This window comes from Actinophytocola sp. (genome assembly GCF_050699915.1).
In the GTDB taxonomy this organism is placed as follows: Bacteria; Actinomycetota; Actinomycetes; order Mycobacteriales; family Pseudonocardiaceae; genus Actinophytocola.
The window spans coordinates 1-26,361 of sequence record NZ_JBOHGA010000078.1 but is presented as its reverse complement, the minus strand read 5'-3'; the positions used below and the strand labels follow the sequence as shown (position 1 = coordinate 26,361).

Genomic DNA, 26,361 nt, shown 5'->3' with positions numbered 1-26,361 from the left:
GCCCACCGACCGCCCGCGCGCCGCGGCGGGCGGGGTGCGCGGCCGGCACGTCGAGCTGCGGCTGCCGCGAGGACTGTCCGACCGGGTCACGGCCGTCGGCCGGCGGCTCGGTGCGACACCGTTCGTCACCCTGCTCGCCGCCTACACCGCCCTGCTCGGCCGGCTCGCCGATGCCGAGGACCTCGTGGTGGGCACGCCCGTGGGCAACCGCGGCCGGGCCGAGCTGGAGCCGCTGATCGGCTACGTCGCACACGCCCTGCCGCTGCGCGCCGACCTGAGCGGCGACCCCACCTTCGCCGAGCTGGTGGTGCGCACGCGGCGCACGGCGCTGGCCGCGCACGCCAACGCCGACGTGCCCTACGAGGAGCTGACCGCCGAGCTCGAGCCGGACAAGGACATCGGCCGCTCCCGCGTGTTCGACGCGATGTTCGTGCTGCACGCGGAGATCCAGGAGGATCGGGCCGTGGCCGGCGGCACCTGGCGGCTATGGCGGGTGCCGGACATGCCGGCGATGTTCGCGGCGACGCTGGCCGAGGTGTCGCTGATGCTCGCGCAGACGTCGGCCGGCTTCACCGGCACGCTGACGTACGCCGAGGAGCTGTTCGACGAGGACACCGCACGCCAGCTCGGTGACCGGTTCACCGCCCTGCTCACCGACGCCGTCCGCCGGCCGGACCTGCCGGTGTCCGCGTTGCGCCTGGAGCTGCCGTCCGAGCCCGACGAGGAGGCGGGCGAGACGGCCCCGCTCGCGTTCAGCTTGTCGTTCTTCGCCACCGACGAGGACGCGCTGACCGGCTCGAAGTACGAGCTGCTGCTGGCGGCCGCGCGGCTGGCCGACGAGCGCGGCCTGACCGCGATCTGGACACCGGAGCGGCACTTCCACCCGTTCGGCGGGCTGTACCCGAGCCCGACCGCGACCGGGGCCGCGCTGGCCACGGCCACCCGGCGGATCGGCATCAGGGCCGGCAGCGTCGTGCTGCCGCTGCACGACCCGATCCGGGTCGCCGAGGACTGGTCGGTGATCGACAACCTCTCCGACGGCCGGGTCGGCGTTTCGTTCGCCTCCGGCTGGCATCCGGACGACTTCGTGCTCTTCCCCGACCGCTACGCCGACCGCCGGGAGCGGATGGGCACCGACATCGAAACGGTCACCAGGTTGTGGCGCGGCAAGACCGTGCGGCGCCGCAACGGTGTCGGTGACGAGGTGGAGATCGCGATCCGGCCGCGGCCGGTGCAGGCGGAGCTGCCGTTCTGGCTGACCGCGGCCGGCAACCCGGAGACCTTCCGGGAGGCCGGCCGGCTCGGCGCGTTCATCCTCACCAACCTGATGGCCCAGTCTCTCGACGACCTTGCCGGCAAGGTCAAGCTCTACCGCGAGGCCTGGCGCGCGGCCGGACACGACGGCGACGGACACGTGACGCTGATGCTGCACACCTTCCTCGCCGACGACCCCGACGCCGCGCTCGTCCAGGCCCGCGAGCCACTGCTGAGCTACTTCCGGTCCAGTGTGGACATCGCCCGCGGGTTCGCGGCCGGCCAGGGGCTGACGATCCGTCCCGGCGAGCTGTCCGAGGAGGACATGTCGACGCTGCTCGAGCATGGCCTGGAGCGCTACCTGCGTGACGGCGCCCTCGTCGGCACACCGGAGAGCTGCTCGCCGGTGGTCGAGCGGGTCCGGGAGCTCGGCGTCGACGAGATCGCCGCGCTCGTCGACTTCGGCGTGCCCGTCCCGGAGACGCTGCGCTGTGTGGAGCTGCTGGCCGAACTGGCCGATCGGGAACCGGCTCGGTCGCCGACAGTGCCGGGGTCGCTGCCGGCCTCGCTGCCGGACGAGCCGCTGCGCCCGGTGCCGCGGGATCGCCCGCTGCCGCTGTCGTTCGCACAGCAGCGGTTGTGGTACCTCGACCAGCTCGTGCCGGGTGACGTCGCGTACAACAACACGGTGGCGTTGCGGATGCGCGGCACGCTGGACACGGCGGCACTGCACGGAGCGCTGCGTGCGGTGGTGGGCCGACACGAGGTGCTTCGCACAACGTTCGAAACCACAGTGGACGGCCCGATCCAGATCGTCCACTCCGGACTGGAAGTTCACCTGCCGGTACGTGAGGCGGCGGCCGGCGACGTGGCCCGGCTGGCCACCGACTTCGCCCGCGAGCCGTTCGACCTCACGCGCGGGCCGCTGGTGCGGGCCCAACTCCTGCGGATCTCGGCCGAGGAGCACGTGCTGCTGCTCTGCCTGCACCACATCGTCTCCGACGGCTGGTCGGCCGGCGTGCTGTGCGGTGAGCTCGGTGCGCTGTACGCGGCGTTCACCGCAGGCGGCCCGAACCCGCTCCCGCCGCTGCCCGTGCAGTACGGCGACTACGCGGTATGGCAGCGAAACCGGCAGCACTCCCCCACGATCGCCGCGGAGCTGGACCACTGGACCGGCGCCCTGGCCGGCGTGGCGACGCTGGAGCTGCCGGTCGACCGGCCGCGCGGTCGGGTGCAGAGCCGGCGCGGAGCCCGCGCGTCGGTACGCGTCCCGCGAGAGCTCGCCGACGCGGTCCACGCGCTGTGCCGGCGGACCGGGAGCACGCCGTACATGGTGTTGCACGCGGGACTCGCGAGCGTGTTGCACCGCTACAGCGGCCAGACCGATCTCGCCATCGGCACCGCGGTCGCCGGCCGCAACCAGCCGGAGACCGAAAGCCTGGTCGGCTGCTTCATCAACTCGGTGGTGGTCCGGGCCGACCTGTCCGGCGACCCGGCGTTCCGTGAGCTGCTCGACCGGGTCAAGCGGGCGACGCTCGGCGCGGTCGCGCACCAGGAGGTCCCGTTCGAGCGGCTGGTCGACGCGCTCAACGTGCCCCGCACGCTCAGCCACGCGCCGCTGTTCCAGGCGATGCTGGTGTTGCACAACACCCCGAACCCGACCGTCCGGCTCGGCGGGCTGACGCTAGAACCGCTGGAGATCGACCCGCGTGCCGCGAAGCTGGACCTCGTGCTGGAGCTGCGCGAGGACGTCGACGGCATCGGCGGCTGGTGGGAGTACAACACCGACCTGTTCGAGCCGGCGACGATCGACGGGCTGAGCCGACACCTGCTGGCGCTGCTGGCCGACGCCGTGGCGAACCCGGACCGGGCGCTGTCCCGGCTGGCCCTGCTCTCCGACGAGGAGCGGCGTCGGGTGTTAGCGCTCTCCACCGGCGCACCGCTGGACGGCGGCGAGGACGTTGTGCACGCGGTGTTCGAGGCGCAGGCCGCGCGGACGCCGGACGCGCTCGCGGTCGGCGACGAGCAGCGGCCGCTCACCTACCGCGAGCTCGACGAGGCGGCCAACCGGATCGCGCACGGGCTACGGGCCCGCGGAGTCCGACCGGGCACCCGCGTGGCGCTGCTGGCCGACGAGCCGGCAGAGGCGATCCCGGCGATGCTCGGTGTCCTCAAGGCCGGCGGGGCGTACGTGCCGATGGACCCGCGGGCGCCGAAGGCGCGTATCGCCGCACTGCTCGAGCAGGCGGAACCGGTGGTGGTCGTCGACGACCCCGCCGCGCTCGCCGCCGGACAGCCCGCCGAGCCGCCACCTCCGCTCGCCACCCCGACGGACCCGGCCTACGTCATGTTCACCTCCGGGTCGACCGGCCGGCCGAAGGGCGTGGTCGTCGAGCACCGGCAGCTGCTGGCCACGACCCGGGCCCGGCACGCGCAGTACGGCGAACCGGGCCGCTGCCTGAACCTGTTCGCGCTGCACTTCGACGGCTCGGTGGGATGGATCTACTTCGCCCTGCTGTACGGCGGAAACGTGTGGTGTCCGCCGGCGGCCATCTCGACCGAGCCGTTCGAGATCGTCGAGCTGATCGCCCGGGTCCGGCCGGAGCGACTGGCGACCGTGCCGGCGCTCTACGGTCAGCTGCTGGCCACGCGCGGCCGGTTCGACGTGTCGAAGTCGGTCACCGTCGGGGGCGAGACGTGCCTGCCGGAGCTGGTGCGCGCCCACACTGCCGCGTTGCCGGAGACCGCGCTGTACAACGAGTACGGGCCGACCGAGGCCACCGTCTGGTCCACCGTGCAGCCCGTGACGGCACCGGTCGGCGACCGGGTGCCGATCGGCCGGCCCATCGCGGGCGCGACCAACTACGTGCTCGACCCGCACGGTCGGCCGCTGCCGGTCGGCGGGACCGGTGAGCTCCACCTCGGCGGTCCCGCGGTGGCCGCCGGCTACCTCGGCGACGCCGACCTGACGCGCCGGCGGTTCGTGCCGGACCAGGTGGGCGGGTCCGGGCGCCTCTACCGCACCGGCGACCGGGTGCGTTGGAACCAGCGCGGCGAGCTGGAGTTCCTCGGCCGGATGGACCGGCAGGTGAAGGTCCGCGGGTTCCGGGTGGAGCCGGCCGAGATCGAGGCGGTACTGGTCACTCATCCCGCAGTCGCCGACGCCGCCGTTGTTCCCGTGGACGGCCGCCTCGTCGCCTGCGTCGCGCCGGAGGTGGCGGTCGCGGAGCTGCGGGCGTTCGCGAGGGAGCGGTTGCCCGACTACCTGGTGCCCGCCCGGTTCGTCGCCGTCGCGGCCCTGCCGCGGGCCCGGAACGGCAAGGTCGACCTCGCCGCGCTGCCGGTCGCCACGGCGCCGGCCGAGGAGCCGGTGGCGCCGCGGACCGAGTGGGAGCACCTGGTCGCCGGCGTCGTGTCCGAGGTACTCGACCGCCGGATCGGCGTGCACGACGACTTCTTCGCCGCCGGCGGGGACTCCATCCTCGCGATGTCGGTGGTCACCAGGTTGCGCCAGCGGTCGATCGAGCTGACCGTGCGCCAGCTGTTCGAGAATCCGACGGTGGCCGGCGTGGCGGCGGTGGCCCGCCCCACCATCCGGGCGCTGCCGGCGACGGCGACCGGCGAGGTGCCGCTGACCCCGGTCCAGCGATGGTTCTTCGGCCAGCAGTTGCCCGAGCCGGCGCACTGGAACCTGTCCGTCCACGTCGAACTCGACGAGCCGCCGCGGCGGGACCTGCTGGAGTCGGCGTTCCGGGCCGTCGTAGCCCACCACGACGCGCCGCGCCTGCGGTTCCGCCGGGTCGACGGCGAATGGCGCCAGCACGTCACCGCCGACGCCGACTGGGGCTTCGACGACGGGTCCGTCGATCGTCTACACCGGACACTGGACCTCACCGACGGTCCCCTGCTGCGAGCCTCGCTGGCGGATCGCCACCTCGTGGTCGTGGCCCACCACCTGGTGACCGACGGCGTGTCCTGGCGGGTGCTGCTCGGCGACGTCTTCACCGCCTACCGCGCGCTGGCCGCCGATCGTCCGGTGGACCTCCCGCCGGCGACGCCCTACGCCGAGTGGGCCCGCCGGCTGCCGGAGTTCTTCGCCGGCCCCCGCGGCCGGGCCGAGCTCGACCACTGGGCGAGCGTGCCGTTCGCCGCTGCCCCACGACTTCCCCGCGACGGCGACGCACCCAATGTCCACTCGAGAGCCGCCGCCGTCCGGGTCGAGCTCGACGAGCGGGACACCGGCCTGCTGCCCGATGTCGAGACCGCGGTGATCACCGCCGTCGCGACCGCGGTGTCCGGCTGGACCGGCGCCGACGCGGTGCAGCTCGACGTGGAGCGCCACGGCCGGGAGGAGCTCGTGCCGGGGATGGACGTCGCGCGCACGGTCGGCTGGTTCAGCGACTTCCACCCGCTGCTGGCCCGCGTCGACGCCTCGACGCCGGCCGCCCGGTTGGCAGCGGTGCGGTCGCAGGTCCGTTCAGTGCCGAACCGGGGCGCCGGTTACGTTCCCCTGCGGTACGGCGCCGACGAGCTCGCCGACGTGCCGCTGTCGGAGCTGAGCGTGAACTACCTCGGACGGCTCGACGCCGCCCTACCGGCCGAGGTGGGCGCTCGGATCCGGACCGACCGGCTGGGCGAGGTTCGCGCCGCCAGCACCCCACGGCCCTACCTCATCGAAGTGACAGCCGGAGTGCTGGACGGTCGCTTGTGGCTGGTCTGGACCTACACGCGCGACATTCACGCGACGGCCACGGTGGAACGCCTGGCCCAGGACGCCCTGGGCCAACTGCGGGAGCTGTGCTCCTCGCGCACCGACAGCAGAACTCACCGGATGTCGCCGTGAGCCGAGCCTCGGACAGGCAGTGGCACGGCGGCGGGGATTCGGGCTGGTCGGCCGGAACAGTCGACGGGAATCGCGCAAGCGCCGCGGCCTCAGCTGCCAGCCTGCCCGCGGGTGTGTCGGGTGCCTACCGTGGCACAATTCGAACTCTCCGGTGCTCGATGTACGAGACTGCCTCCTTGCCCGGCGTGCACGGGTACCGCTGCGGTGGTTCGGGAGGTCGAGGTGAAGTTGTCCGGACACGCACTCCGGTTGTCGATCTTCATCGGGGCGGGTGACCTGTGGCACCACAAGCCCCTGTACGCGGAGATCGTGCACCTGGCGAACAAGGCCGGGCTGGCCGGGGCGTCGGTGATCCGCGGCATCGAGGGCTTCGGCGCCAGTTCCCGCATCCACACCACGCACCTGTTCCGGCTCAGCAGCGACGTGCCTTTGCTGATCGTCATCATCGACGCCGAGGACCGCATCCGCGAGTTCCTGCCGCAGTTGGGCGTGCTGGAGATCGAGGGCCTGGTGACTCTCGACGAGGTCGAGTTCGTCAGGTACGTCGCCAGTGAACGACGATCGCACCGATCGCGCCGACCGCAGCAGTGAACCCGCCCACACCAGCCTGCGTCCTGCCCGGCGTGGCGGCTACCGTTCCTCGTAGCGGCGGTGGGGCTCGCCGCTCCGAACCCGCGGAGAACCGCAGCACGACCGGCTGCCAACAGTCCCTACTCCACGTGGACTCAGCGTGTCCGCAGGCAGAGTAGGAGCACGACGGTGAGCAGCGAGGTCAACCTGGAAGATCCCACCGACCCTGACGTCGATCTGCGGGTCGCCACCCAGCGCCGCGAACTGGTGCGCCACCCCGGCCCCGTGCTGGGTGTGATCGCCCTCGGCGGCGGCCTCGGCGCACTGGCTCGCTACGGCCTGACCCAACTGTTGCCTGCCCAGCCCGGCCAGTTCCCGTGGGCCACCTTCACGACGAACGTGCTGGGCTGCCTGCTCATCGGCGTGCTCATGGTGTTGATCACTGAGGTCTGGTCGGCTCACCGGCTGGTCCGGCCGTTCCTCGGCGTCGGCGTGCTGGGCGGCTTCACGACCTTCTCCACCTACGCGGTGGAGATCCGCGGCCTGCTGCAGCCCGGCACGGTCGGTATCGCGCTGGTCTACCTCGCCGGCACGCTGCTCGCCGCCCTGCTCGCCACGCTGCTCGGCATCTGGGCCACCCGCGCCGCCACCCGCGCCGCCAACTCTGGCGCCGTCAGCCCGCAACGAGCGGGAGCCACCCGATGACCGGCCACGCACTGCGGCTGACGGTGTTCATCGGCGACGACCACCGGTGGAACCACAAACCGCTCTACCACGAGATCGTCACCAGGGCGAGGGACGCCGGGCTAGCCGGCGCCACCGTGCTGCACGGCCACGAAGGCTTCGGCGCCTCCTCGCTCGTACACACCGACCGTCTGCTCGACGTCGCCGACAGCCTGCCGATCGTCATCGTCATCGTCGACACCGAGGACCGTGTCCGTGGCTTCCTGCCTCAGCTGGACGAGGTGGTCGGCGAGGGCCTGGTCGTCCTCGACAAGGTCGAAATTCTGCGCCACAACGGACAGCAGCCGTCATGACCGCGGTCCTGGTGTTCCTCGGCGCCGCGGTCGGCGCACCGCTGCGCTACCTGACCGACCGCCTCGTCCAAAGCCGGCACGACAGCCCGTTCCCGTGGGGCACCATCAGCGTCAACCTCGTCGGCTGCCTGATCCTGGGTGCCCTCACCGGGGCCGGCACCGCCCTACCACACCCCGTGCTTGCCCTGCTGGGCACCGGATTCTGCGGCGCGCTGACCACCTACAGCACCTTCAGCTACGAGACCCTGCGCCTGGCCGAGCAGAAGGCATACTTCTACGCCGCCATGAACGTGATCGTCAGCGTGGTCACCGGGCTCGGTGCCGCTCTGCTCGCGTACACCACAACCAGCAGCCTCGTTACCTGATGACCAGGCGGAGACGTCCATGTGCTCGTCGGCCAACGCACTGAGCAGGACGCGATGGCGATACCGCGGTTTCGCGTCGATCTGCTTGAGCAGCCGTTCGGGCCTACCAAATCGACACCGGCGCACGGTCCGCGCCCGCAGCCACTTCCCGACGGAGCAGGCCGGGTGGAAATGTCTCTACCTCGCCACGTAGCTCACGAGGTAAGGCCGATCATCCCGGCTACATGATGATCCGCAAGCTCGATCCGCACCATCGTGCCTCAACCGACATGGCTACAAGTACGGGGGCAGAGCCATCGGCGCCGACCCGCGACGTGATCACCTGACAGCGAGTTGATCAGATATCCGATCTACCATGAGGCCTGTCCGAAAGGTAGCCACATGTCGGTTGTATTCGTAAACTACCGAGTCCAGGAGGATCCTGGCTACGCGACTCTCCTTCATCGCGAGCTGTCCGAACACTTCGGGCCGGAAAATGTCTTCCTGGCTTCGCAGTCGATCGAGGCCGGCGACGACTTCGTTCGTGAGGTTTTCACAAGACTGCGTGAATGTGAGGTCCTATTGGCCTTGATCGGTCCCCGGTGGGCCGAAGTCATCGGGCGCGACGGAGCTGTCGACTGGGTTCGCAGGGAGATCGCCGAGGCTCTGGCGGGGGGCATCCTGGTCGTGCCGGTACTGATCGAGAACGCCGACCTGCCGCGCGAGTCGACGCTGCCGGCCGACATCGCGCGGCTATCCCGGTGCCAGGCGGTTCGCCTTCGTCACTACTCGTTCGATGCCGATCTCGCTGCCTTGGTGGACAAGCTGAGACGAGTCGCGCCCGCTCTACAAGAGAGACCGGATCGGGCGAACACGGTGGCGGCCGGCGAACCTTCGATGTACCGGGTCACCAGGGAGCCCGCGACAGACTGCTTGATCGGCGTGATCCCGGGGTCCATCCGCTGGGTACGGAATGTGGACATCTGGGTCAACAGCGAGAACACGGACATGCAGATGGCTCGACACAACGAGTTCTCGGTGTCGGCCATCATCAGGTACTGGGGTGCGTTGCGTGACCTGTTCGGCAGGGTGATCAGCGACGTTGTCGCCGACGAGCTGGCGGCCCGGCTGGGCGACAGAAGGTCACTGGCCCCGGGCACGGCGATAGTCACCGAGGCCGGCGCGCTGCGCGACAGCAACAACGTCAGCCGGGTCATTCACGTCGCCGCCGTACACGGCGAGCCGGGCGCCGGCTTCCGGCAGGTGCAGAACATCGACACGTGCGTCACCAACGCCCTGGCCCAGGCGGAGGCCCTGGCCGACGAGGATCCTGCCCTTCGCACAGTGCTGTTCCCGTTGCTCGGTACCGGAACCGCCACCGGCGCGGGCCTGGAGGCGACGGCGCGCACGATGTTGCTCGCGGCCCTCGCCTTCCTGGCCGACCGGCCGCGAACACGGCTGCACACCATTTACTTCCTCGCGTACACCACGGGCGAACGGTCGGTTCTCGAGCAGGTCGCACGTAGGCTCCCGCTAGCGCCACTCGATGAGCGGTAAGCCCGATTCAGGCGCCGGCCCGCAGGTGCGGGATCAGCTGCTGGAGGGTGGTCGCCGCGTTGCGGGCCGCCAAGGGCTGACGCTTCTCGTTCTTCTTCTGGTCGGCGTGGTCGGAGATCCCCCGGACAACCAGCCAGTCCGGCTGCGGCGGCGGAGCCTCGTGGCAGAACTGGACGAGTCCGCCGGACTCCGTGTCCACCGCGAGAACCTTCTCGTTGACCGTCTGCAGATAGGTCCGGATCCGGCTGTCGGCGTCGGTGATGACGGCGTCACCGGAACCAATGGGACCGGAAAACACCCGGAACTGCCCGCCCGCTGATTTGAAATGTGGCATTTCGCCGTAGTCGTCGAAGAAGGAGTTCATCGCGTGCGTGATGGCTGCGGGGGCCGGCCACCCCTCGCCGCGGTAGTGCATACCGTCCGCCGCCTCGCGGCGGAGGTCGTAGTAGAACACGCGATCGGCGACGACCACGTCGCCGATCCTCAGCTTCTCGTAGATGGCGCCGCCGACGCCCACGATGACGAAGATCGCGGGATTCCATGCGTCCCGGAGCTTCTCCAACGTAGGCATGATCGAACGGTTGCCCTGCTGGAGCGTACGTGCGGCCACCAGCGGGGCCGGGCCGTCCGCCGCGTCCACCTCTCCCATGTAGAAGCGCTGGCCGGTGGCGTCATCCGGTTTCGCGGTGAGACCGAAGACGTCGGCGACCGCCGTGGATTCGACGGCCTTGATCGTGACCACGCCGATGCCCCGCGCCCGCTTAACGGGATGGGGCAGCGGGGACGGTTGATTGATGACGATGCCGGAGTTCACCTCGCGGATGTTCGTGTTACCACCATTGAAGGTGAACTTCGTGTTGCTCGTGTTGTTCACGCGCCGGCTCCTCCGTCATTTCCCCCGTTGTTGGTCTGATAGCTGATGCCCGACATGAGTTTTTCAATGCTCAGGGTGCTGCCGACCATGTTGAAGCTGGTGCTGGTCATGATGCTCGTGGCCTTCTTCTCGAACATGGAAGTGTCCACCTCGTGTTCGCGAAGAAAGTCCTCCGTGGCCTTGAGGATCCGCTGCTCCACGATCTTCATGTGATCGTGGATCGTGGTGTGGTCCTGCTCGGCGTTGTCCCAGGCGTCGGTGACCTCCTGACGTATCGCCACCTCGGGTCCGATCGGTCGGCGTCGGGGCCTGGCCATCCGGTCCCGTCTTGCCCACCAGGCCCAGCCGAGTACGAACGGAAGCTCCAGCAACTGCCAGATCCGCACGACGTCCGCGGGAAGGGAAAGAACTCCGCGTGCCGCCCAGCGGAGCATCGCGTTCAGGCCGAGCGCTTTGTACCGGTCGACGACCTGGAAGCGATCCGGGATCCGGGTGAGCGCACACGTCGCGACGTCGAGGCTCATCGACCTGCCCTTGACACTGACCCGGATGAGCACGGTGGCGATGAGCTTCCCGTCGTAGATCGGGATGCTGGTCTCGAGGAAATGATCACCGACCCGCCGGTGGTCGTCGATGATCTCCCTGATCTCTCGCTTTCCCAAGCGGCTGCGGAGGAGGTCGCTGCCCACGGGGAGGTCGGTGCCGGCGGCGTAGATGCGATCACGCACCCGCAGGCTCGGGAGGCTTTCCGCGCCGGAGTCCGAGCCGAGAGCCGTCAGTTCACGACGCAGCGTCTCGACCAACCTGTGGGCCTTGAACGGGGGCTTGTCGTATTCGCGCTGCTGAAGACTCCCCTCGCCGGGCCGGAGCAGCTGCACGCCGATCGGCGGCAACCAGCGGTTCACGAGCTTTCCACTGCCGAGAAATGGCGACGGCACCTCGGACTGCGTGAGGAAGTCCAGCGGGTCGCGCTCGTCATGCCGGTGGGGCGGGCGCTGGTAGATGACGGTCTGATGGTCCTGCTGTTCGTCGATAAGCTTCTCCCGACGGGTGAGCTTCCGCGGTCGCAACGTTGGCGTGCGTGCCATCGCGACGAGCAGGACCCAGCGCAGCGCTCCCGCGATGGTGGCGCAGGCGACGAGCACGGCGGCGGTCACGGCAACGGAGCTGACCGCCGACGTGACCGACGTGCCGGACAGGTACCACACCACGACCGGGGCGACCAGGAAGATCAGCAGCCCGAAAGCCATGACCTTGAGCAGTCGTTTTTTGGCATGCAGTTCGAGATCGGCGGAGGTACGGGTCCACCGCGCCTTGCGGAGTCCCCACCGCCGGGACACCTCGGTGACCTGATGCCTGAGGACATCGGGTGTGTCGCGGACGATCTTGGCGAGCAGGAGGCACACGGCGACGGCACAGAGGACGAGCACCACCGTGAGCGGGCCGCTGAACGCCACGCAGGCGATCAGTACGCCGAGCAGCACGAGAAGGTACGCGGTGTCGAGATACCAGGACCGCCAGCCGTGCCGGACGATCGGCACGAGGTCGAAGCCGTACGAGGGCGCGACCCGGTGCCGGGCGTCGTTGTGGACCTTCCGGATCACGAGGTCCCGAAACCGCCTGTCGACGTAGACGCCCGCGCACAGGTGGAGGGTTGCCTCGGAGTCGCGAGGCGGCTGCTCATCGTGATCGCCTGTGGACGGTGGTTCGGCGGTGACCAGTGTTTCGCTCACTGCGCCCCCTTTCGGGCCCAGTCAAAGGCTTCAGGCAGGCGATGATGCACGATCGCCCGGATCAATCGCTGATCAAACATGTATCAGCTGGTCGGACGCGATTCTTTCCAAGGTAGCGCGATACGAAATCGCCTTCTGTTTCAAATGACACGCGCCGCGCGATACCTCACCACCCGAGGCGCGCTCACCCTCACGGGGCGTCACTTTTCCCTGTTGTCGCAGGTAGATCCGTCGCCGATGGACAACTTGTGGACAACTTCGTCGGGGGCGTCTCTCGCGGATTTGGCGGCCGCTACACTGCCGTCCTGCTGAGTCGGCCACGGCAAGGGGAGTACTTGCGATTCATCTGTCAAAAATCAACTCCACATCGGAGGCAGCACCTTCGCCGACACAACGCATTGTGGTCGTGTGCGCCGTCTCCGTATTTCTCGTGCTCGGGAACTCCCCCGTGGCCACGGCGCAACAAAGCGTGCCCAATCCGCCCTGGCCGTCCCACTGCCCCCTGCGCCTCGGTCTCGTCGTCGACCAGTCGGACTCGATGGCGGCCAAGTTCGGCGAGGTGCGCGAGGCTGCGAGCAACGTCGTCGATGCCTTGCGGGACAAGCGTTCCGAGATCTCGATCATCGGATTCGGCACCGATGCCGAGGTGATCAGGTCGGACGTCGATACGTCCGACGACGACGCCCGCCACCAGCTCAAAGACCAGATCGACGGGCTCTCCGCCCACGACGGGGACGACAGCGCGACGAATTGGGAAGCCGCGCTGCTGGCCGCGAAAGAATTCCGGCTCGACGTCGCCGTGCTCGTCACCGACGGATTTCCGAACGTCTACGGCAGTCCTCCAACGCAAGGCGAGGACCAGGCCATCGCTGCCGCCACCGCCGCGGCGAACCAGTTGAAGCAGAACGGCACGCGACTAACCGGCGTCGGCATCGAGCTGGACGAGACCGGCGCGCGGAATCTGGAAAGCATCACCGGCCCCGGCCGCGGCGACGACTACTTTGTTACCGACACGGCCGGACTTTTGCGGCAGCTCTACAAAATCGTGGCGAGCTCGTGCGGCGTGCCGCTCGCCGCGCTGCCGCAGCCGGAACCGCCAGATTTTCCCTGGACCGAAGTTGTCCTCGGTGCGCTCGGTGCGCTGGCCCTGATCGGTGCGGTCGCCTACGGGCCGCACCGAAGACGCGGCGCCGCGACCACCGCGCCCGCACCGGCAGGCGCCGGCGGCGCCATCGCCAAGGACGGACGCATCGACCACTCGGACCTCACCAGACGACTACGCGGCATCCGACCCGACGAGCAAAACACCGACGCCACGAAGGACCGACCATGACCCGCCCTGTACTCGGCATCGACCTCGGCACCACCTATTCGTGCGTCGCGCACCTCGACGAGTACGGGCGGGCCACGGTACTTCCCAACCAGGAGAGCGACCTCACCACGCCGTCTGTCGTGTTCTTCGAGGAGACCGGCAGCGTCACGGTCGGCAAGTTCGCCAAGAACGAGCTGAAGAACGAGCCGGGCCGCGTCGTCGACCTCATCAAGCGGCATATGGGCGAGGAGGGCTTCACCGTCGAGATCGACGGCGAGGAGCGGTACCCGCAGGCCATCTCCGCGCTGATTCTCAAGCAGGTCGTGGAGGACGCGCTCGGCGTGCTCGGCGTCGACGCGCCGGCGGAAGGACCGCTCGCGGACGTCGTCATCACAGTGCCGGCGTACTTCGGCGCGGCGGAGCGCCAGGCGACCCGCGACGCGGGCGAGATGGCTCGGCTGAACGTGGTGAACATCATCAACGAGCCGACCGCGGCCGCGATCGCCTACGGGCTGGCCGCGCCCGGTGAGAACCGCAGCGTGCTCGTGTACGACCTCGGCGGCGGCACGTTCGACGTCACGATCATCAACGTGTCGCAGAACGAGGTTCGGGCGATTGCGACGGGCGGCGACCACCAGCTCGGCGGCGCCGACTGGGACGACCGCCTCGCGGACCTGATCTGCGAGAAGTTCCAGGAACAGCACCCGGGTTCCGATCCGAGGGCCGACCTCGACGCGGCCGGCACCGTCGCGTTGCTGGCGGAGGAGGCCAAGCGGGCGCTCACCCGGCGCGACACCTACAGCAGCACGATCGTCGCGCACGGCGAGCGGGCCAAGATCGAGATCTCGCGCAAGGAGCTCGAGGAGTGCACAGCCGACCTGCTCGGCAGGACGCTCGACTTCACCCGTGACGTCCTCGGCCACGCGCGGGAGAAAGGCGTGGACAAGATCCACGAGCTGCTGCTCGTCGGTGGCATGTCCCACTCCCCCGCCGTCAAGCAGCGGCTCGTCGACGAGTTTCCCGACCTGCCGACGCCGCAGCTCGCCGACCCGGACCAGATCGTCGCCAAGGGCGCGGCCCTGTTCGCCGCGAGCAGCGTCGACGAGACGGACGGCTCGGCCGCCCCGATGGGCGGCCTGCGCGGCCGCCCCGCGATGCCCAAGATCGTCGACGTCACGTCGAAGGGCTACGGGATCGCCATTATCCGCGACCGGCGCAACCCGGACGCCGGGCGGATCGTGTCGTGGCTGATCCGGCCAAACGACGAGATCCCCGCCGCGCCGCGCGGCACCTTCCGCACCATCGAGGACGGCCAGGAGATGGTGGAGATCGCGGTCTACGAGTCGACGACCGACGTGCTGAGCGAGGAGCTGCCGGACAATCTCGAGCTCGTCAAGGGGGACCTGGTCGGGCTGCCGCCGAACCAGCCCGCAGGACAGCCGCTCGAGGTCTCGTTCAACCTCGAGGCCGACGGCATCCTCCGGATCACCGCGGTCGCGAGCAACGGCAAGGAGCTCCGGCTGGAGGCCAAGATCAGTGGTCTGGTGCCGGAGGAGGTGAAGCGGGCCCCACTGCCCGCCCTCCAGCGGTGAGCGAGTGGCACTTCGACAAGGACCGGTTCGTCGACGAGGTGCTCAAGCCGGTGCAGGACGGCTGGCGGCCCGATGAGGACCTGTTCCGGGTCTACCTGTTGCCAGCCGATGTCACCGACGGCGGCATGGTGCGTGCGGCGCTCGCCGGGATCAACCGCCAGCTCGGCAACCAACAGTACCGTGGATTCAAGCGGGCGGTTGACCATCTGCGGGCACAGCACAAGGCGGCGACGGCGACCCTCACGGACCCGACGAAGCTGACGGCCCACCGGGTCGCCGTGTCCGCGCACACGCGAGAGCTGGGCACCGGCCTGCGACAGCGGCTGCTCGGAGCCCCCGGACTGTCCGAACAGGACATCCGGGTGCTCGTCCGGAGCTCGAACGGTGCGCTGACCCGGACCTCGGTCCTCGCAGCGCTGGCGGAGATCGGCGCTCGGCAGCTCGAACCCGTGGCACTGCCAGCCTCACCGGAGCCCCGCCAGTGGCCGGAGACCCGCAACCTGCTCGGCCAGCTACGCCAGGCCTCGCTGTGGGAGTACTTGTCCGGCACGCTCCGCGGCACGCGGACCACCACGCGCGAACTCGCGGCGCGGCGCGAGGAGCTGCGCGTGTCCCGGGACGCGGACACCACGGCGGAAACGACGCTGCTGAAGCGGATCCAGCAGTGGCTCGACAGTGATGAGCTGACAACCGCACTGCGCCACGAGCTGCTCGCTGGCCTCATGGCACAGGTGCCGTACGGCTACGCGAAGGTCGCCGCGGCCACCGAAGCCGTCGCGGAACGATTGCGGGCACTGGGTTTGCCGCCTGATCCGGGCGACACGGCGTACGCGGCGTGGTGCCAGCGCACAAGCACGGCGAGCACCGAGCCCGCGTGGCGCGACGACTACCAGTCCGCGCTCCGCGACCTGCGGCTGCGCCACGCACTCGCGGTGCTGGACGGGCAGCCCGGGTTGGCGGACGAGTGGCGCGAGCGGCGTACCGAGCTGGCCGCCCGGCTGGCCGAGCTCGACGCCGAGATCGCACGGTGCGCGGAGCTCGAACGCCGCGACGTCGAAGCGGCCGTGGCCGGCTACTACCGGATCCGCGAGCGGCTCGCCGACCGGGATGTCGACGCGGCCATCGAGCGCTGCCCGCCTGCGCGGCCATCGTCGGCCACTGCCGCCGTACGGGACGGCCAGGTCGTCGTGTCGTGGCGGCCGACCAGCGCGCGGGCCGGTCGCATCGGCTACCGCGTCACGCGCGGTGGCAAGCTCGTCTGCGAGGAGACTGGCGGTCACGAGGTCGTCGACGAGGATCCACCGGGCGGCACGCCGCTGGTCTACGAGGTTCACACGGTCCGTGACGGCAACCCCTCGACGCGGCCGGCCCGTAGCGCCACGGTCACGGTGCTGCGCGGCGTGCTCGACCTGGTGCTGCGCGGCGAACCCGACCGGATCTCCGGTCGCTGGCGCCTGCCGCCCGGTGCGTCCGGCGCCGTCGTGCTGCGTGACGGAACCCCGGTCCGGGACGTGCGGTCCGCCACCTTCGAGGACACCGACGTGCGTGCCGGGCGCGGCTACGGCTACGTCGTGAAGGCGACCTACCGCCTGGCCGACGGCACGACGGCCGAGAGCGACGGCGTGCACGCTTCCGCGCGGTGCCAGGAGATCCCCGGCGCCGTGACCAATCTGGTCGCCGAGGCGGACGGCGACCAGCTGGTCGTGCGCTGGACGCCACCCGCGCGGGGCGATGTCGAGATCCTCGAGCTGCGCGCGGGCACGAGCCCGCCGGCCCACGAGGTAGTGCCGGTGTCGAAGGCACGCACCTACGGCGCGCCGGTGCGCGAGGCGTCGGGCGCCGGGCGGAGCTGGCTGCAGGCGAAGTTCAACACTTCGACGAAGCGCCAGAAGCTGCTCCCGGTGACCGTGCTGGGCGAACTGGCCGCTATCGGAACCCCGTGCGTGGTCGATATCCGGCATGGCGCCGTCCGGTCGCTGCGCGTCGATCGACTCGGCCCGACCGTCCGACTGACGTGGGAATGGCCGGCCGGCGCGACCTCGGCACGGGTCGTGTGGCGCACGACCACGAAACCCGCCGGGCCGACGGACCCGGACGCGACCGTGCTCGACGTGACGCGGGTGACGTACGACAGCCGCGGCGTCTCAATCACCGTGCCGGCCGGCCGGCACTGGTTCGGGGTCTGCACCACGCTGGTCGACGGTTCGACCCGCAGCTTCGGTCCCCTCGTTTTCGAGCAGGAGTCGACGGCGGTGTCCATCCGCTACTCCGTCGAGCGCGGGTGGTCGCTGCGGCGCACCCGGCGGATCCTCGTGGTGAACGGCGGGCCAGACCTCGCGGTGCCGCCGATCGTGCTGGTCGCGAAGTCGGGGGTGCGGCCGCTCGACGCGAGCGACGGCCGGCAAATTCTCGTTACGGAGGCTGGTGTCGCGCCGGTGCGCGCCGAGTTCACCGTGCCGTCCGAGCTGCGGCGGCCGGTCTACGTCCGTGCCTTCTCCCGCGACGAGGGCGTGCATCTGGTGCCCGCCAGCCCTGGGCAACTCGTACTCACCTGAGGACTCACTCGTGACCAAGACGAAATGCCCGTACTGCTGGACGAGTCACCGGCGCAACGAGCTACACATGCGGTGCGGGGAACGCTGCGAACACAAAGGCGAGACCTTTGTGGAGCGTCAGCTCAAGAACGGCCGCTGCCCGCACGGACAGCTCCCGCAGAGCCGCCGCGTGTGCCCGAACTGCGGGCGGGAGCTCCTGCGTGAGTACGTCGACAGCGGCGGCCGCAACATCGCCGTGATCGGCTCGTCCGACTCCGGCAAGAGCACGTGGGTCGGTGTGCTGGTGCACGAGTTCCAGCGCGGCCAGGTGAACGAGCGGTTCGTCGGGATGTCGCTCGACCTGCTCGGCGAGGAGTCCCGGTTGCGTTACCAGCGTGACTTCGACACCCCGCTGTTCGAGGAACACCGCCCGCTCAGGCAGACCGCGTCGGCGCGGGTCAGCAGACCGGAGCCGCTGATGTTCAGCCTCCGGTTCCGGCGGGAGCGCAAGCTCGGGTCGGCCCGCGTCGCACCGGTGGTCACGGTGTTCTACGACACGGCGGGCGAGGACGTCGCCCGCGCGGCGGCGATGGACGAGCTGATCAATTACCTCGACGCGGCCGAAGGGATCATCCTGCTGCTCGATCCCGTGCAGATGCCCAAGGTTCGCGACCTCGTGGGTACGAACGGCGCGAAGACCCGTTTCACCGACCAGCTGCACGTCCTCAACCGGCTCGGCGAGCTGCTCAGGGAACGCAGCGCGGGCCCCGTCAGCCGGCGCCTGCGCACGCCGCTCGCGATCGCACTGACCAAGCTGGACCTGCTGCCGGAGACGCTGCCGCCCGCGTCCCCGCTGCGCCAGCCGTCCCGGCACGTCGGCGTCTACGACGAGCCGGACGGGCTCGACGTGCACGAGGAGGTCCGGGCCTGGCTCGACCAGTGGTACGACCCGGCCTTCGACCGCAGCATCGCGAACACGTTCGAGACCTACCGGTACTTCGGGCTCTCCGCGCTCGGCGCACCGCCGGTGGACGGTGACCACCTCGCACCGGCGGGCGTGCACCCGTACCGCCTCGAGGACCCCATGTTGTGGCTGCTCGCGCGTTTCGGAGCCATCAAGATGATGAAAGGCAAGCGATGACCATTCACCAGCTGCACTACACGTCGTGTGAGGACGGGCTGGAGGGCATCCAGGGTTTCCAGGTCAGCGCGCTGACCGCGGGAGCGCCGAAGCCGCTGGTGGACCTCGCGGTGCGGACCAGCGCCTACGAGGTGGGGCCGGGGCTCGCCGCCGCCGATGAGTCGAACCTCGACACGTTCCCCGTGGCATTCGGGTATGTCCGCACCGGCCGGTCCGCCGCGCTGTTCCAGACCCGGTACACGGGCGCGGACTTCACCGGGCGGACCGGCAACTACTTCGCCCACGCGCTGCTGCTCGGCGATGCGGAGTCCGAGCTCGGCAACACGCTGCCGATCGACATGTGGCGCAGCCCCACCTGGGTCCACACGCGACCTGCCGGCACGGACCTCCCCGCGGCCGGCACGCTCCCGCCGGGCCCGGACACGAGCCCGCCCAGCATCCGGCAGTTCCTGTCCGAGCCGGCCCGCGCCGACGGGCTGGCACGGATGATCAGCGCGGTGCAGCGCGTACTGGTGGGCGGGCGCGGCCGCGTCGTGCTCGTCGTGCCGGACGACCGGACGGCCGCGCTGTGGCTGGCCGCGCTGTGCCGGTCCTTCCCGCGCCCGTTGGGACTCGGCATCTCGTTCGTCACGTACACGTCGCGGCCGGAGGACGCCGGCGTGCTAGTCAGCTGCACGACACCGGACGTGCTGCTCCCCAGCTACGGCGACTTCACCGTCGTGGACCTGGTCGAGACCGGCACAGCCGAGGAACCCACCCGCTACGCGGAGATGATGGCCGCGCTGTGGGGGCTCGGTGGCGTCCTGACCGCGATCATGCCGGCCGAACGCCTCGTACCGCCGCTCTCGCCGGGCGAGCTCGAAACCTACGCCGTGCTGATCGGGTGCACGGCGGACCTGTCGTCTGCGCTGGGCACCCCGGAGCAGCTGCTGCTCGACGCGGTGGCCCTGGCCGTCGAGCGAATGCCGGGGACACTCACGGATGCCGGCTGGCGACGGGTCGCCGATCTGCTGCGGGCCGGTGGTGGCCCGGCCGACCTACGTCGCTGGGCCGAGCTCCTCGACGCCGCGCTCCGACGGGGCGGACCGGTGCCTGCCGAACTGCTCGGCACGTACTATCTCGCCGCTCTCGCCGCACCGGAACGCCTGTGGCTCCCCCAGCTCGACGCCGCGCAGCTGGACCAGGTCGCGGCGGAGGCCGTGCTCCCGGCGATGACGGATCCCGGCGCGAACTTCCTGCTCGACCGCGTGGCCGAACACCCGGAACTCCGTGCGGCCACGCTGCGTGCGCTCGAACACCGGCTCGCCGATCCCGATCAGCTCGTCCCGCTCGGCACATCGCTGACGCCGCATGCCGCACAGGTCATCCGGAAGATCGGCGGCAGCGGCCGGGTCGCGCACGTCGCCGACGTGGCACTGGCTCGGGGCGGCCGCAAGGACCGGGTTTCCGTACTGGCGCGAATCGTCGAGGACGGCGAGGTCGACCGGCGATCGCTGGGTCCTCTGCTGTGGCCGGCCGATGTGTCCACATCGGACGCCGAGCGTGCGGTGACGGCACTGCCCCGGGACGTGCTGGCCGACACCGGCCTGCTGCACCGGATCGTGAAGGGCACGCTGGAGCAGGCCGGTCGCGACGAGCTGGGGCCTGAGCACACCCGGCTGGTCGACGCGCTGCTCGCCCCCGGCATGGCTGACGTGATCCCGCGGGACGACGCGGCGACGCTCAAGGCGAGCGCGCTCATCGGCCACTTCCGCGAGGCCACACCGAAGGACGACCCCGACGCCCGGGTCGCGGACGGCCTGCGGCTGCTGCAATTCCTCTCGAGGCCGGCGCAGGAGCGGCTGCTCGACGCCCTCGCCGGGTACGCGCTGCGTGCCGACAGCCGGCGCCACCATGAGCTGCTCGAAAGGTCGCTGCGGGAGACGAACGGCCAGTTCTTCAAGGCCTACGACGAGCAGGCACGAGCACGCCTGGCCAAGGCCAACCCGAACAACGTGGCCTCCGTGATCGTGCTGTGGTCGGGCGTCTCCGACAAACGGATCCGCCAGCGGCTCCTCAACGAGACGCTCGTGGCCGCCGTCGCACGACGCAAGTCCAAACATCTCGACCAGATCGGCGAACAGCTCAAGTCGGCCGCGGTCAAGTCGCGGATCAGCGTGTCGGCACCGAAGGGCAGTTGGTCCAAGTGGTGGCGCGATTGGCGGTCGGCGCACGAGCAGAACAAGGGGCTGCTGAGCCTGCTCGGTCTGCGGAGGGGGCGCTGATGGGCTACCTCATCGGGTTGGTCGCCTTGGGGTTCTTTCTGTACTACGTGCTCCCACCGGTGCTGTCCGTCATTTTCTACGCCCTCGCAACGTTCCTCTCCCTCAGCGCGGCGGTCGCGTTCGTGATCGGCCTCTTCGAGTTCGTGTCCGCGGCCTTCGGCGGCTTCACCCCGTACGGTCCGGCCGCACACCTGCGAATCGGCCCCGAGTCGAGGAAGGCCGGCGCCGATCCCGCGTACCTCAGCTACTACGCCGGTCCCGTGCTGCTCGACTACCGCAAGGTGCTGACGCAGACGTACGGGCGGATGTGGGCGAAGATCGTCGACGACGACCCGAAGGACCGGGTCGTCCCGTCGCAACCCCGGTCGCTCGTGGGCAGGACGTGGACGTGGGCGCGGGACTCGGAACTACACGCGGCCATCAAGTACCCGGGCGCGGTGATGGTGGTCGCGGGGCTGGTCGGGGGCGCGCTGGCCGCCGCTGTGTTCTTCGCAGTCGTGTCGGTGGTGTTCGCAGTTCTTCTCGGGCTCCTCGTGGTGTTCGCGACAGCGACCGCCGGCGGGTCGCGGGTGCTCGAGGTGGCCATGCTGTGGATACGCGGCATCACCATCGAGTGCGGCACCTGTCACGTGCGCGCCACGCGCCCGATCTACCGCTGTCCTGAGTGCCGGGCCGAGCACCGGAAGCTGTTGCCGGGCATGGCGGGGGTGCTGCACCGCACCTGCCGGTGCGAGACCATCCTGCCGACCCTGTTGCTGAACGGCAAGGCGAAGCTGCCGGCCCAGTGTGTGGAGTGCAAGGCGCAGCTGCCGATCCGCGGTCTCACCGCGCCGACGGTGCACGTGCCCGTGATCGCGGGACCGACGGCCGGCAAGTCCGTGTACATGTTCTCGGCCGTCAGCCGGTTGATGTTGCTGGGCAACGGTTTCGAGTTCGCGGACGAGCGGGCGAAGCAGGAGTTCGAGCGAAACCTCCAGCGCGGCGTGCTCGACGACCCCAAGCGCGCGATCAAGACCGCGATCGCGCGGCCGAGGGCCTACAACGTGTACGTCGGCGAGGAAGGCGTCCGCGCCCGGCGGCTGCTCTACCTGTATGACCCTGCCGGTGAGATCCCGGAGAGCCCGGACCAGCTGGCCGAGTCCCAGTTCCTCAAGCACACCAAGGGCGTCGTGTTCGTTGTTGACCCGTTCTCGCTCCGGCAGGTGCGCTCCGAGACGGACCGCTCGCTGCTCGGCCGGATCCGCGCGTCGAACACCATTCCGAAGGCCTCGCTGGAGCGGTTCGTGGAGGCGCAGCGGGAACACCGCAGCGTCAAGGCGGGCGCGCTGCTGAAGATTCCGGTGGCGGTGGTGCTGACCAAGGCCGACGGACTGATCGAGTCGGCCGGTACCAACCACCCGTACGCCGGCCGGTCGTCGGCGACCCGTGCCGAGCGGGACACCGCCGTCCGCGAGTGGCTGAACGAGATGGGCCAGCGGGACCTGCTGACCTCCATCGACAACCACTTCGCCACGGTGGCGTACTTCGTCGTGAGCTACCAGGACGCGCGTGACGTAACCACACACGACTCCGCGACGGGCGGAGTCGTCAACGACGACCCCGCCGCACCGGTGCTGTGGTTGCTCGACAGGAAGGCCGTGCGATGAACAACGTGCCCAAGGCGGTGGCGACCGGCCGACGGGTGGCGGTGGTGCTGCTGGCCATCGCCGTGGTCCTGACCCTGCTCGGGATCGTCCTGCTCGTCGGCATCATGGCCAGCCAGCCGGTCACCGTCTAGTCGTTGGCCGCCACCTTGTACACCACGACCTCGGCGAACCGCACGACACGCTCCTCGTCGCGGTATCCTGGCCTGCGCGCCTCCGCGACGCGCCCGTCCAACGCCTCGTCCGCGGTGGCCCTGGTGCCGACGGCGCGGTGTTGGCGCCGGTCGAACTCGGCGCCCTCGTCGGCGGAGAACGCCTCGATCCCCTGCCGGTCGAGGATCATCGTCACGTCCTCGACCACGTCGGCGCACAGCCGGGCAGGATCGGCGTCCTCGCGTACCGCCAGCGCCCTGCTCCGCCAGTCGTCCGCCAACTTGATCAGCTCGCGCAGCGAGGGCTGCAGGGTCGCCTTGGACTCGGCCCGGCGGAGCCGCTCGTTCTCGTTGTGCAGTCGGTCGTTGACCTCGTTCAGGAACTTGCTCTGCGCGTGCAGGCCCGAGAGCTCGGTCCGGATGTCGCTGAGCGCCTTCTCGATGTCGGTGGGCACCTCGGTGTCGTTCTCCACACGACGAAAAATAGTGAGCCAGGACCAGAAAATCAAGTCGGAGAGGTATGTACAGCATATTCGTGAACTACCGCCGAGAGCCGCACGAGATGGCAGTGGCGGCCATTGCCGAAAGGCTGCAGCACTATTTCGGTGACGACGAGGTGTTCATCGACAACGGCATCCCGTCCGGTGAAGAATACCCGGCGACAATCGAGACCCGGCTGGGTGGCTGCACCGTGCTCGTCGCGGTGATCCACAAGGGATGGTCGGACACGCTGAAGGACCCGCCGCAGAAGGACTGGGTGCGCGACGAGATCAGGATCGCGCTCGAGCGGACCATTCCGGTGATCCCGGTTCTCCTGGGGGACGCGGAGATGCCGAAACCGGCTGACCTGCCGCCCGACATCGCAGCGCTCGCGCTCCGCCAGGCGGCGCCGGTCGGCACGACAACCTTCATCGCCGACCTGCACCAGTTGAAGAGCCGTCTCGAAAAGCACGTGCACCCGGACGACACGCCGCCTCCGGAAAAACCCATCACGAAACCGAAGCGGACCTGGTTGCGTTTTCTCGCCTGGACGGTCGGCTCGTTTCTGCTCACCCCACTCCTCTTCTACACGTCGAAGACGTCGTGGGAGTTCTTCGCCTTTCCCGCGTTCATCTCCGCGGTGGCGATGGCACTGGTGACGACGTTCACGGCCGTCGCGACGCTCTCGTCGAGACGCGTGACCGACCGCTGGACGAAACGCGTCGGCAAACGTGGGGTACGCGACATGCTCGCCTCGTTCTCGCCGATCCCTGCGATCCTCATCGTCTTCGGCGCGATCTCGGCCATCGACGTGGCCACCGAGGACGGCCACGTCGAGGACTGGGAGACGCTTCTTCTCGCGACCTTCTTCGTGGTTCTCGTCTGGTTCGTGTGGACCTTCATCCGGCGTGCCGTCGCGCGGGAAGAGGCATGGCCTCCCCCGGTGACGACCGAGCACTCCGTCTTCCGCCGGGCCGCGCACCGGTTGGAGCAACGGCTGACCACCGACCGGGAGTGGCGGCGCGACCGCACGCGGGCCATGCAGCGGGAAGCGGTGTCGATCTACCTCGACCTCGCGACGGCCCGGAAGGACCTGGGCGTCCGGGGCAGCGTGCCGATCAACCAGTGGGTGCGCAGCGGCTACACGAGCGAGACGATCCCCTGCCTCGGCTGGTTCGCCAGCATCGTCGCGCTCGACGTCGTGGCGGCGTGGGTTGTGATCTTCGGCGGTCCCGTCCCCGGCCAGCCACTTCGGGTGGTCGGCCTCACGATCGCGATCGCCACGTTGTTCGCCGCGGCGGGAGTGTTCGCGAGCTACCTGCACGACCGGCGCGACACGCGACTCTGGATCGCCGAGATCGTCGAGTGGCAGAACAAGCTCGGTCCGCTGATCTTCTGCGCGCACGACGCCCCGCCACGACAGGAGCGCGGGTGAGCGGGAAGGTCTTCGTCAACTACCGGCAGCGCGACGCCGCGGACAACCTGCTCCCGCACGCGCTGCTGGTCGAGGCGCTTGCTGACCGACTGTCCGTCCATTTCGGACGAGAGACGGTCTACTTCGACACCACGCTGCGGCTCGGCGAGCCCTATCCCTCGGCCCTGCGTGCGCGGCTCGCGGAGACCGAGGTGCTGGTCGTGGTGATCCACTCCACCTGGCTCGCCGACCTCGCAGACCGCGCCGGCAGGCGCACGGACTGGGTGCACGACGAGATCGCCGACGCGCTTGCGAACGGTATCCGGCTGCTGCCCGTGGTGCTCGCCGGCGCGAGTATGCCGAGACACCAGGACCTCCCCGAGACCATCCGCGAGATGGCGAACGTGCAAGGGATCAAGCTGCCGTTCGGGTCGCTCGCAGCCAGGCTGGACACCGTTGTCGCCGAGATCGAGCTGGTCGTGGCCCCGTCACCACCGGGACCAGTGGTGACGGTCGAACCGCCGCCGGACCGGAGCAGTCTCGGTGCGGCGCTGGGAGTGCTGCTGTTGTGCGTCCTGGTCGGCGCCGCGGGCGCGGCGACGGAGCTGGCGCCGTTCCCGGAGCTGTCCGCCGTCTGGACTGCGATCCTGTTCGCCGTGGTGTTGACGTTCTTCCTGCTGATCATCCTCGCCGTGAGCGGGTCCCGGTTCGCGCTGCGCGGCCCCATGAACTGGCTGGACGAACGGTTGGCCCGCACGGCGAACCGCGCGTTCGTGGTGTTCGGCGTCGGGGTTTGCCTGCTCGGGCTGTTGATGACGGCGCTCATGGTCGTGGGCCGGTTCGGGCTCAGCACCGACTCGGTGCTGCTGCTCATGATCACCATCGTGATGATCACGGTCGGGTTCATGGGGGTCGTGTGGCTGCGCAACCAGGAGCGCACACCGGACTGGCCCGCGAAGCCCGTCGCCCCGGAGCCGTACTGGGTGCGACGGGCCTGTGTGGAGCTGGAGACGCGGCTCAACGCGTGGCAGGCGCCGTTGCCGCTCGCCCGGCAGCAGGACGCCCAGGTGGCGCTCGCCGGGATCCGGGCCGTGGTCGCCACGATGACCGCGCCGGAGGAGGTCGGACTGTTCGCTTGGTGGCGCAAGCGCAGCCCGTGGGTCACGCTGACGCACGCCGGGCTCGTGGCGGCGGCGCTCGTGATGGCCATCCTCGCGCTGGTGCTCGACTGGGTCGCCGGCGGGCCGGACGTGGTGAGCGTCCTGTGGTGGCTCGGCGCGGTGGTCGTGATCGCCGGCGCGCACGTCGGGGCCGTGGCGTTCGAGTACGGGTACTACCGTGCCCAGATCGATGCCGTCGGCCGCACCGTCGAGGATCGGTTGGCTTCGATGGACGACCGGCTTGCCGTACTCAGTCGGCCGGGGCTCATCGCGGCACATTGCCTGCGCTTCGACTAACAGCGTTCCGAAAGGGCAGGCACACCTGCCTAACCTCGATCTTTCATCTGCCCCTCGGGTGAGGGGTGTGGCCCGGTTCGCATGTGGTGGCTGGCTTTGGGCAGGTGTGAACTGCGGCGTTGGGGCCGCTGGGTGTTCTGGTGTCCTTTCGCGGGGGTTG

At 69.8% G+C, this 26,361-nt stretch carries 18 protein-coding genes; 15 read left to right on the top strand and 3 right to left on the bottom strand.

The annotated features are described in order from the left end of the window. The first annotated feature begins 34 nt into the window (after window positions 1-34). The 6 genes from ACRDSK_RS16160 (at window position 35) to ACRDSK_RS16135 (ending at window position 9,605) form a co-directional block, all read left to right on the top strand. Window positions 35-6,097, top strand: a complete 6,063-nt coding sequence (locus ACRDSK_RS16160) for a MupA/Atu3671 family FMN-dependent luciferase-like monooxygenase (protein WP_431441788.1) — start codon at window positions 35-37, stop codon at window positions 6,095-6,097. Between the two features lie 222 nt (window positions 6,098-6,319). After that, the gene (locus tag ACRDSK_RS16155) at window positions 6,320-6,688 is read left to right on the top strand and encodes a DUF190 domain-containing protein (RefSeq protein ID WP_431441786.1); all 369 of its coding nucleotides are present in this window, start codon (window positions 6,320-6,322) and stop codon (window positions 6,686-6,688) included. A gap of 168 nt (window positions 6,689-6,856) precedes the next feature. Then, window positions 6,857-7,372 carry a fluoride efflux transporter CrcB gene (gene crcB / locus ACRDSK_RS16150; protein ID WP_431441784.1) on the top strand — a complete coding sequence of 172 codons (516 nt, stop codon included), beginning with the start codon at window positions 6,857-6,859 and terminating at the stop codon, window positions 7,370-7,372. Further along, window positions 7,369-7,704: a DUF190 domain-containing protein gene (locus ACRDSK_RS16145; protein WP_431441782.1), complete on the top strand. Its 336-nt coding sequence runs from the start codon at window positions 7,369-7,371 to the stop codon at window positions 7,702-7,704. The genes crcB (ACRDSK_RS16150) and ACRDSK_RS16145 overlap by 4 nt, the downstream gene beginning before the upstream one ends. Further along, the gene (gene crcB, locus ACRDSK_RS16140) at window positions 7,701-8,069 is read left to right on the top strand and encodes a fluoride efflux transporter CrcB (RefSeq protein ID WP_431441781.1); all 369 of its coding nucleotides are present in this window, start codon (window positions 7,701-7,703) and stop codon (window positions 8,067-8,069) included. Before ACRDSK_RS16145 ends, crcB (ACRDSK_RS16140) begins: the two co-directional genes overlap by 4 nt. Window positions 8,070-8,450: 381 nt before the next feature. Further along, a complete protein-coding gene (locus ACRDSK_RS16135) occupies window positions 8,451-9,605 on the top strand; it encodes a TIR domain-containing protein (protein ID WP_431441779.1) in 1,155 nt (384 codons plus the stop codon). Between the two features lie 7 nt (window positions 9,606-9,612). Here ACRDSK_RS16135 and ACRDSK_RS16130 read toward each other — a convergent pair whose 3' ends face one another. Together ACRDSK_RS16130 and ACRDSK_RS16125 are read right to left on the bottom strand one after the other, a co-directional pair. After that, a complete protein-coding gene (locus ACRDSK_RS16130; RefSeq protein WP_431441778.1) occupies window positions 9,613-10,479 on the bottom strand; it encodes a hypothetical protein in 867 nt (288 codons plus the stop codon). After that, on the bottom strand, window positions 10,476-11,963 hold the full coding sequence (locus ACRDSK_RS16125) for a hypothetical protein (protein ID WP_431441777.1): 1,488 nt from the start codon (window positions 11,961-11,963) through the stop codon (window positions 10,476-10,478). The genes ACRDSK_RS16130 and ACRDSK_RS16125 overlap by 4 nt, the downstream gene beginning before the upstream one ends. Before the next feature lie 697 nt (window positions 11,964-12,660). Here ACRDSK_RS16125 and ACRDSK_RS16120 point away from each other — a divergent pair. The 7 genes from ACRDSK_RS16120 to ACRDSK_RS16090 are packed head-to-tail and all read left to right on the top strand — an operon-like array spanning window position 12,661 to window position 22,832. Further along, a complete protein-coding gene (locus ACRDSK_RS16120) occupies window positions 12,661-13,545 on the top strand; it encodes a vWA domain-containing protein (RefSeq protein ID WP_431441775.1) in 885 nt (294 codons plus the stop codon). Continuing rightward, entirely contained in the window at window positions 13,542-15,116 is a 1,575-nt protein-coding gene (locus ACRDSK_RS16115) for an Hsp70 family protein (RefSeq protein ID WP_431441774.1), read from the top strand. Before ACRDSK_RS16120 ends, ACRDSK_RS16115 begins: the two co-directional genes overlap by 4 nt. After that, window positions 15,113-17,671 (top strand): hypothetical protein, encoded by a 2,559-nt coding sequence (locus ACRDSK_RS16110; protein WP_431441772.1) that lies wholly within the window; start codon window positions 15,113-15,115, stop codon window positions 17,669-17,671. The genes ACRDSK_RS16115 and ACRDSK_RS16110 overlap by 4 nt, the downstream gene beginning before the upstream one ends. A gap of 10 nt (window positions 17,672-17,681) precedes the next feature. Next, the gene (locus ACRDSK_RS16105) at window positions 17,682-18,791 is read left to right on the top strand and encodes a TRAFAC clade GTPase domain-containing protein (RefSeq protein WP_431441771.1); all 1,110 of its coding nucleotides are present in this window, start codon (window positions 17,682-17,684) and stop codon (window positions 18,789-18,791) included. Beyond that, a complete protein-coding gene (locus ACRDSK_RS16100) occupies window positions 18,788-21,055 on the top strand; it encodes a GTPase-associated protein 1-related protein (protein WP_431441770.1) in 2,268 nt (755 codons plus the stop codon). Before ACRDSK_RS16105 ends, ACRDSK_RS16100 begins: the two co-directional genes overlap by 4 nt. After that, window positions 21,055-22,701 (top strand): TRAFAC clade GTPase domain-containing protein, encoded by a 1,647-nt coding sequence (locus ACRDSK_RS16095; RefSeq protein ID WP_431441768.1) that lies wholly within the window; start codon window positions 21,055-21,057, stop codon window positions 22,699-22,701. Before ACRDSK_RS16100 ends, ACRDSK_RS16095 begins: the two co-directional genes overlap by 1 nt. Beyond that, window positions 22,698-22,832: a hypothetical protein gene (locus ACRDSK_RS16090; RefSeq protein ID WP_431441766.1), complete on the top strand. Its 135-nt coding sequence runs from the start codon at window positions 22,698-22,700 to the stop codon at window positions 22,830-22,832. Before ACRDSK_RS16095 ends, ACRDSK_RS16090 begins: the two co-directional genes overlap by 4 nt. On the opposite strand, the gene ACRDSK_RS16085 is transcribed toward ACRDSK_RS16090, so the two are convergent. After that, window positions 22,829-23,323 carry a nucleotide exchange factor GrpE gene (locus ACRDSK_RS16085; protein ID WP_431441765.1) on the bottom strand — a complete coding sequence of 165 codons (495 nt, stop codon included), beginning with the start codon at window positions 23,321-23,323 and terminating at the stop codon, window positions 22,829-22,831. The genes ACRDSK_RS16090 and ACRDSK_RS16085 overlap by 4 nt on opposite strands. Before the next feature lie 47 nt (window positions 23,324-23,370). On the opposite strand from ACRDSK_RS16085, the gene ACRDSK_RS16080 reads away from it, so the two are divergent. Both ACRDSK_RS16080 and ACRDSK_RS16075 read left to right on the top strand, forming a co-directional pair. Then, window positions 23,371-24,765 (top strand): toll/interleukin-1 receptor domain-containing protein, encoded by a 1,395-nt coding sequence (locus ACRDSK_RS16080; protein WP_431441764.1) that lies wholly within the window; start codon window positions 23,371-23,373, stop codon window positions 24,763-24,765. After that, window positions 24,762-26,201, top strand: coding sequence for a hypothetical protein (locus ACRDSK_RS16075; RefSeq protein ID WP_431441762.1), 1,440 nt, complete (start codon window positions 24,762-24,764; stop codon window positions 26,199-26,201). Before ACRDSK_RS16080 ends, ACRDSK_RS16075 begins: the two co-directional genes overlap by 4 nt. Window positions 26,202-26,361 lie beyond the last annotated feature (160 nt).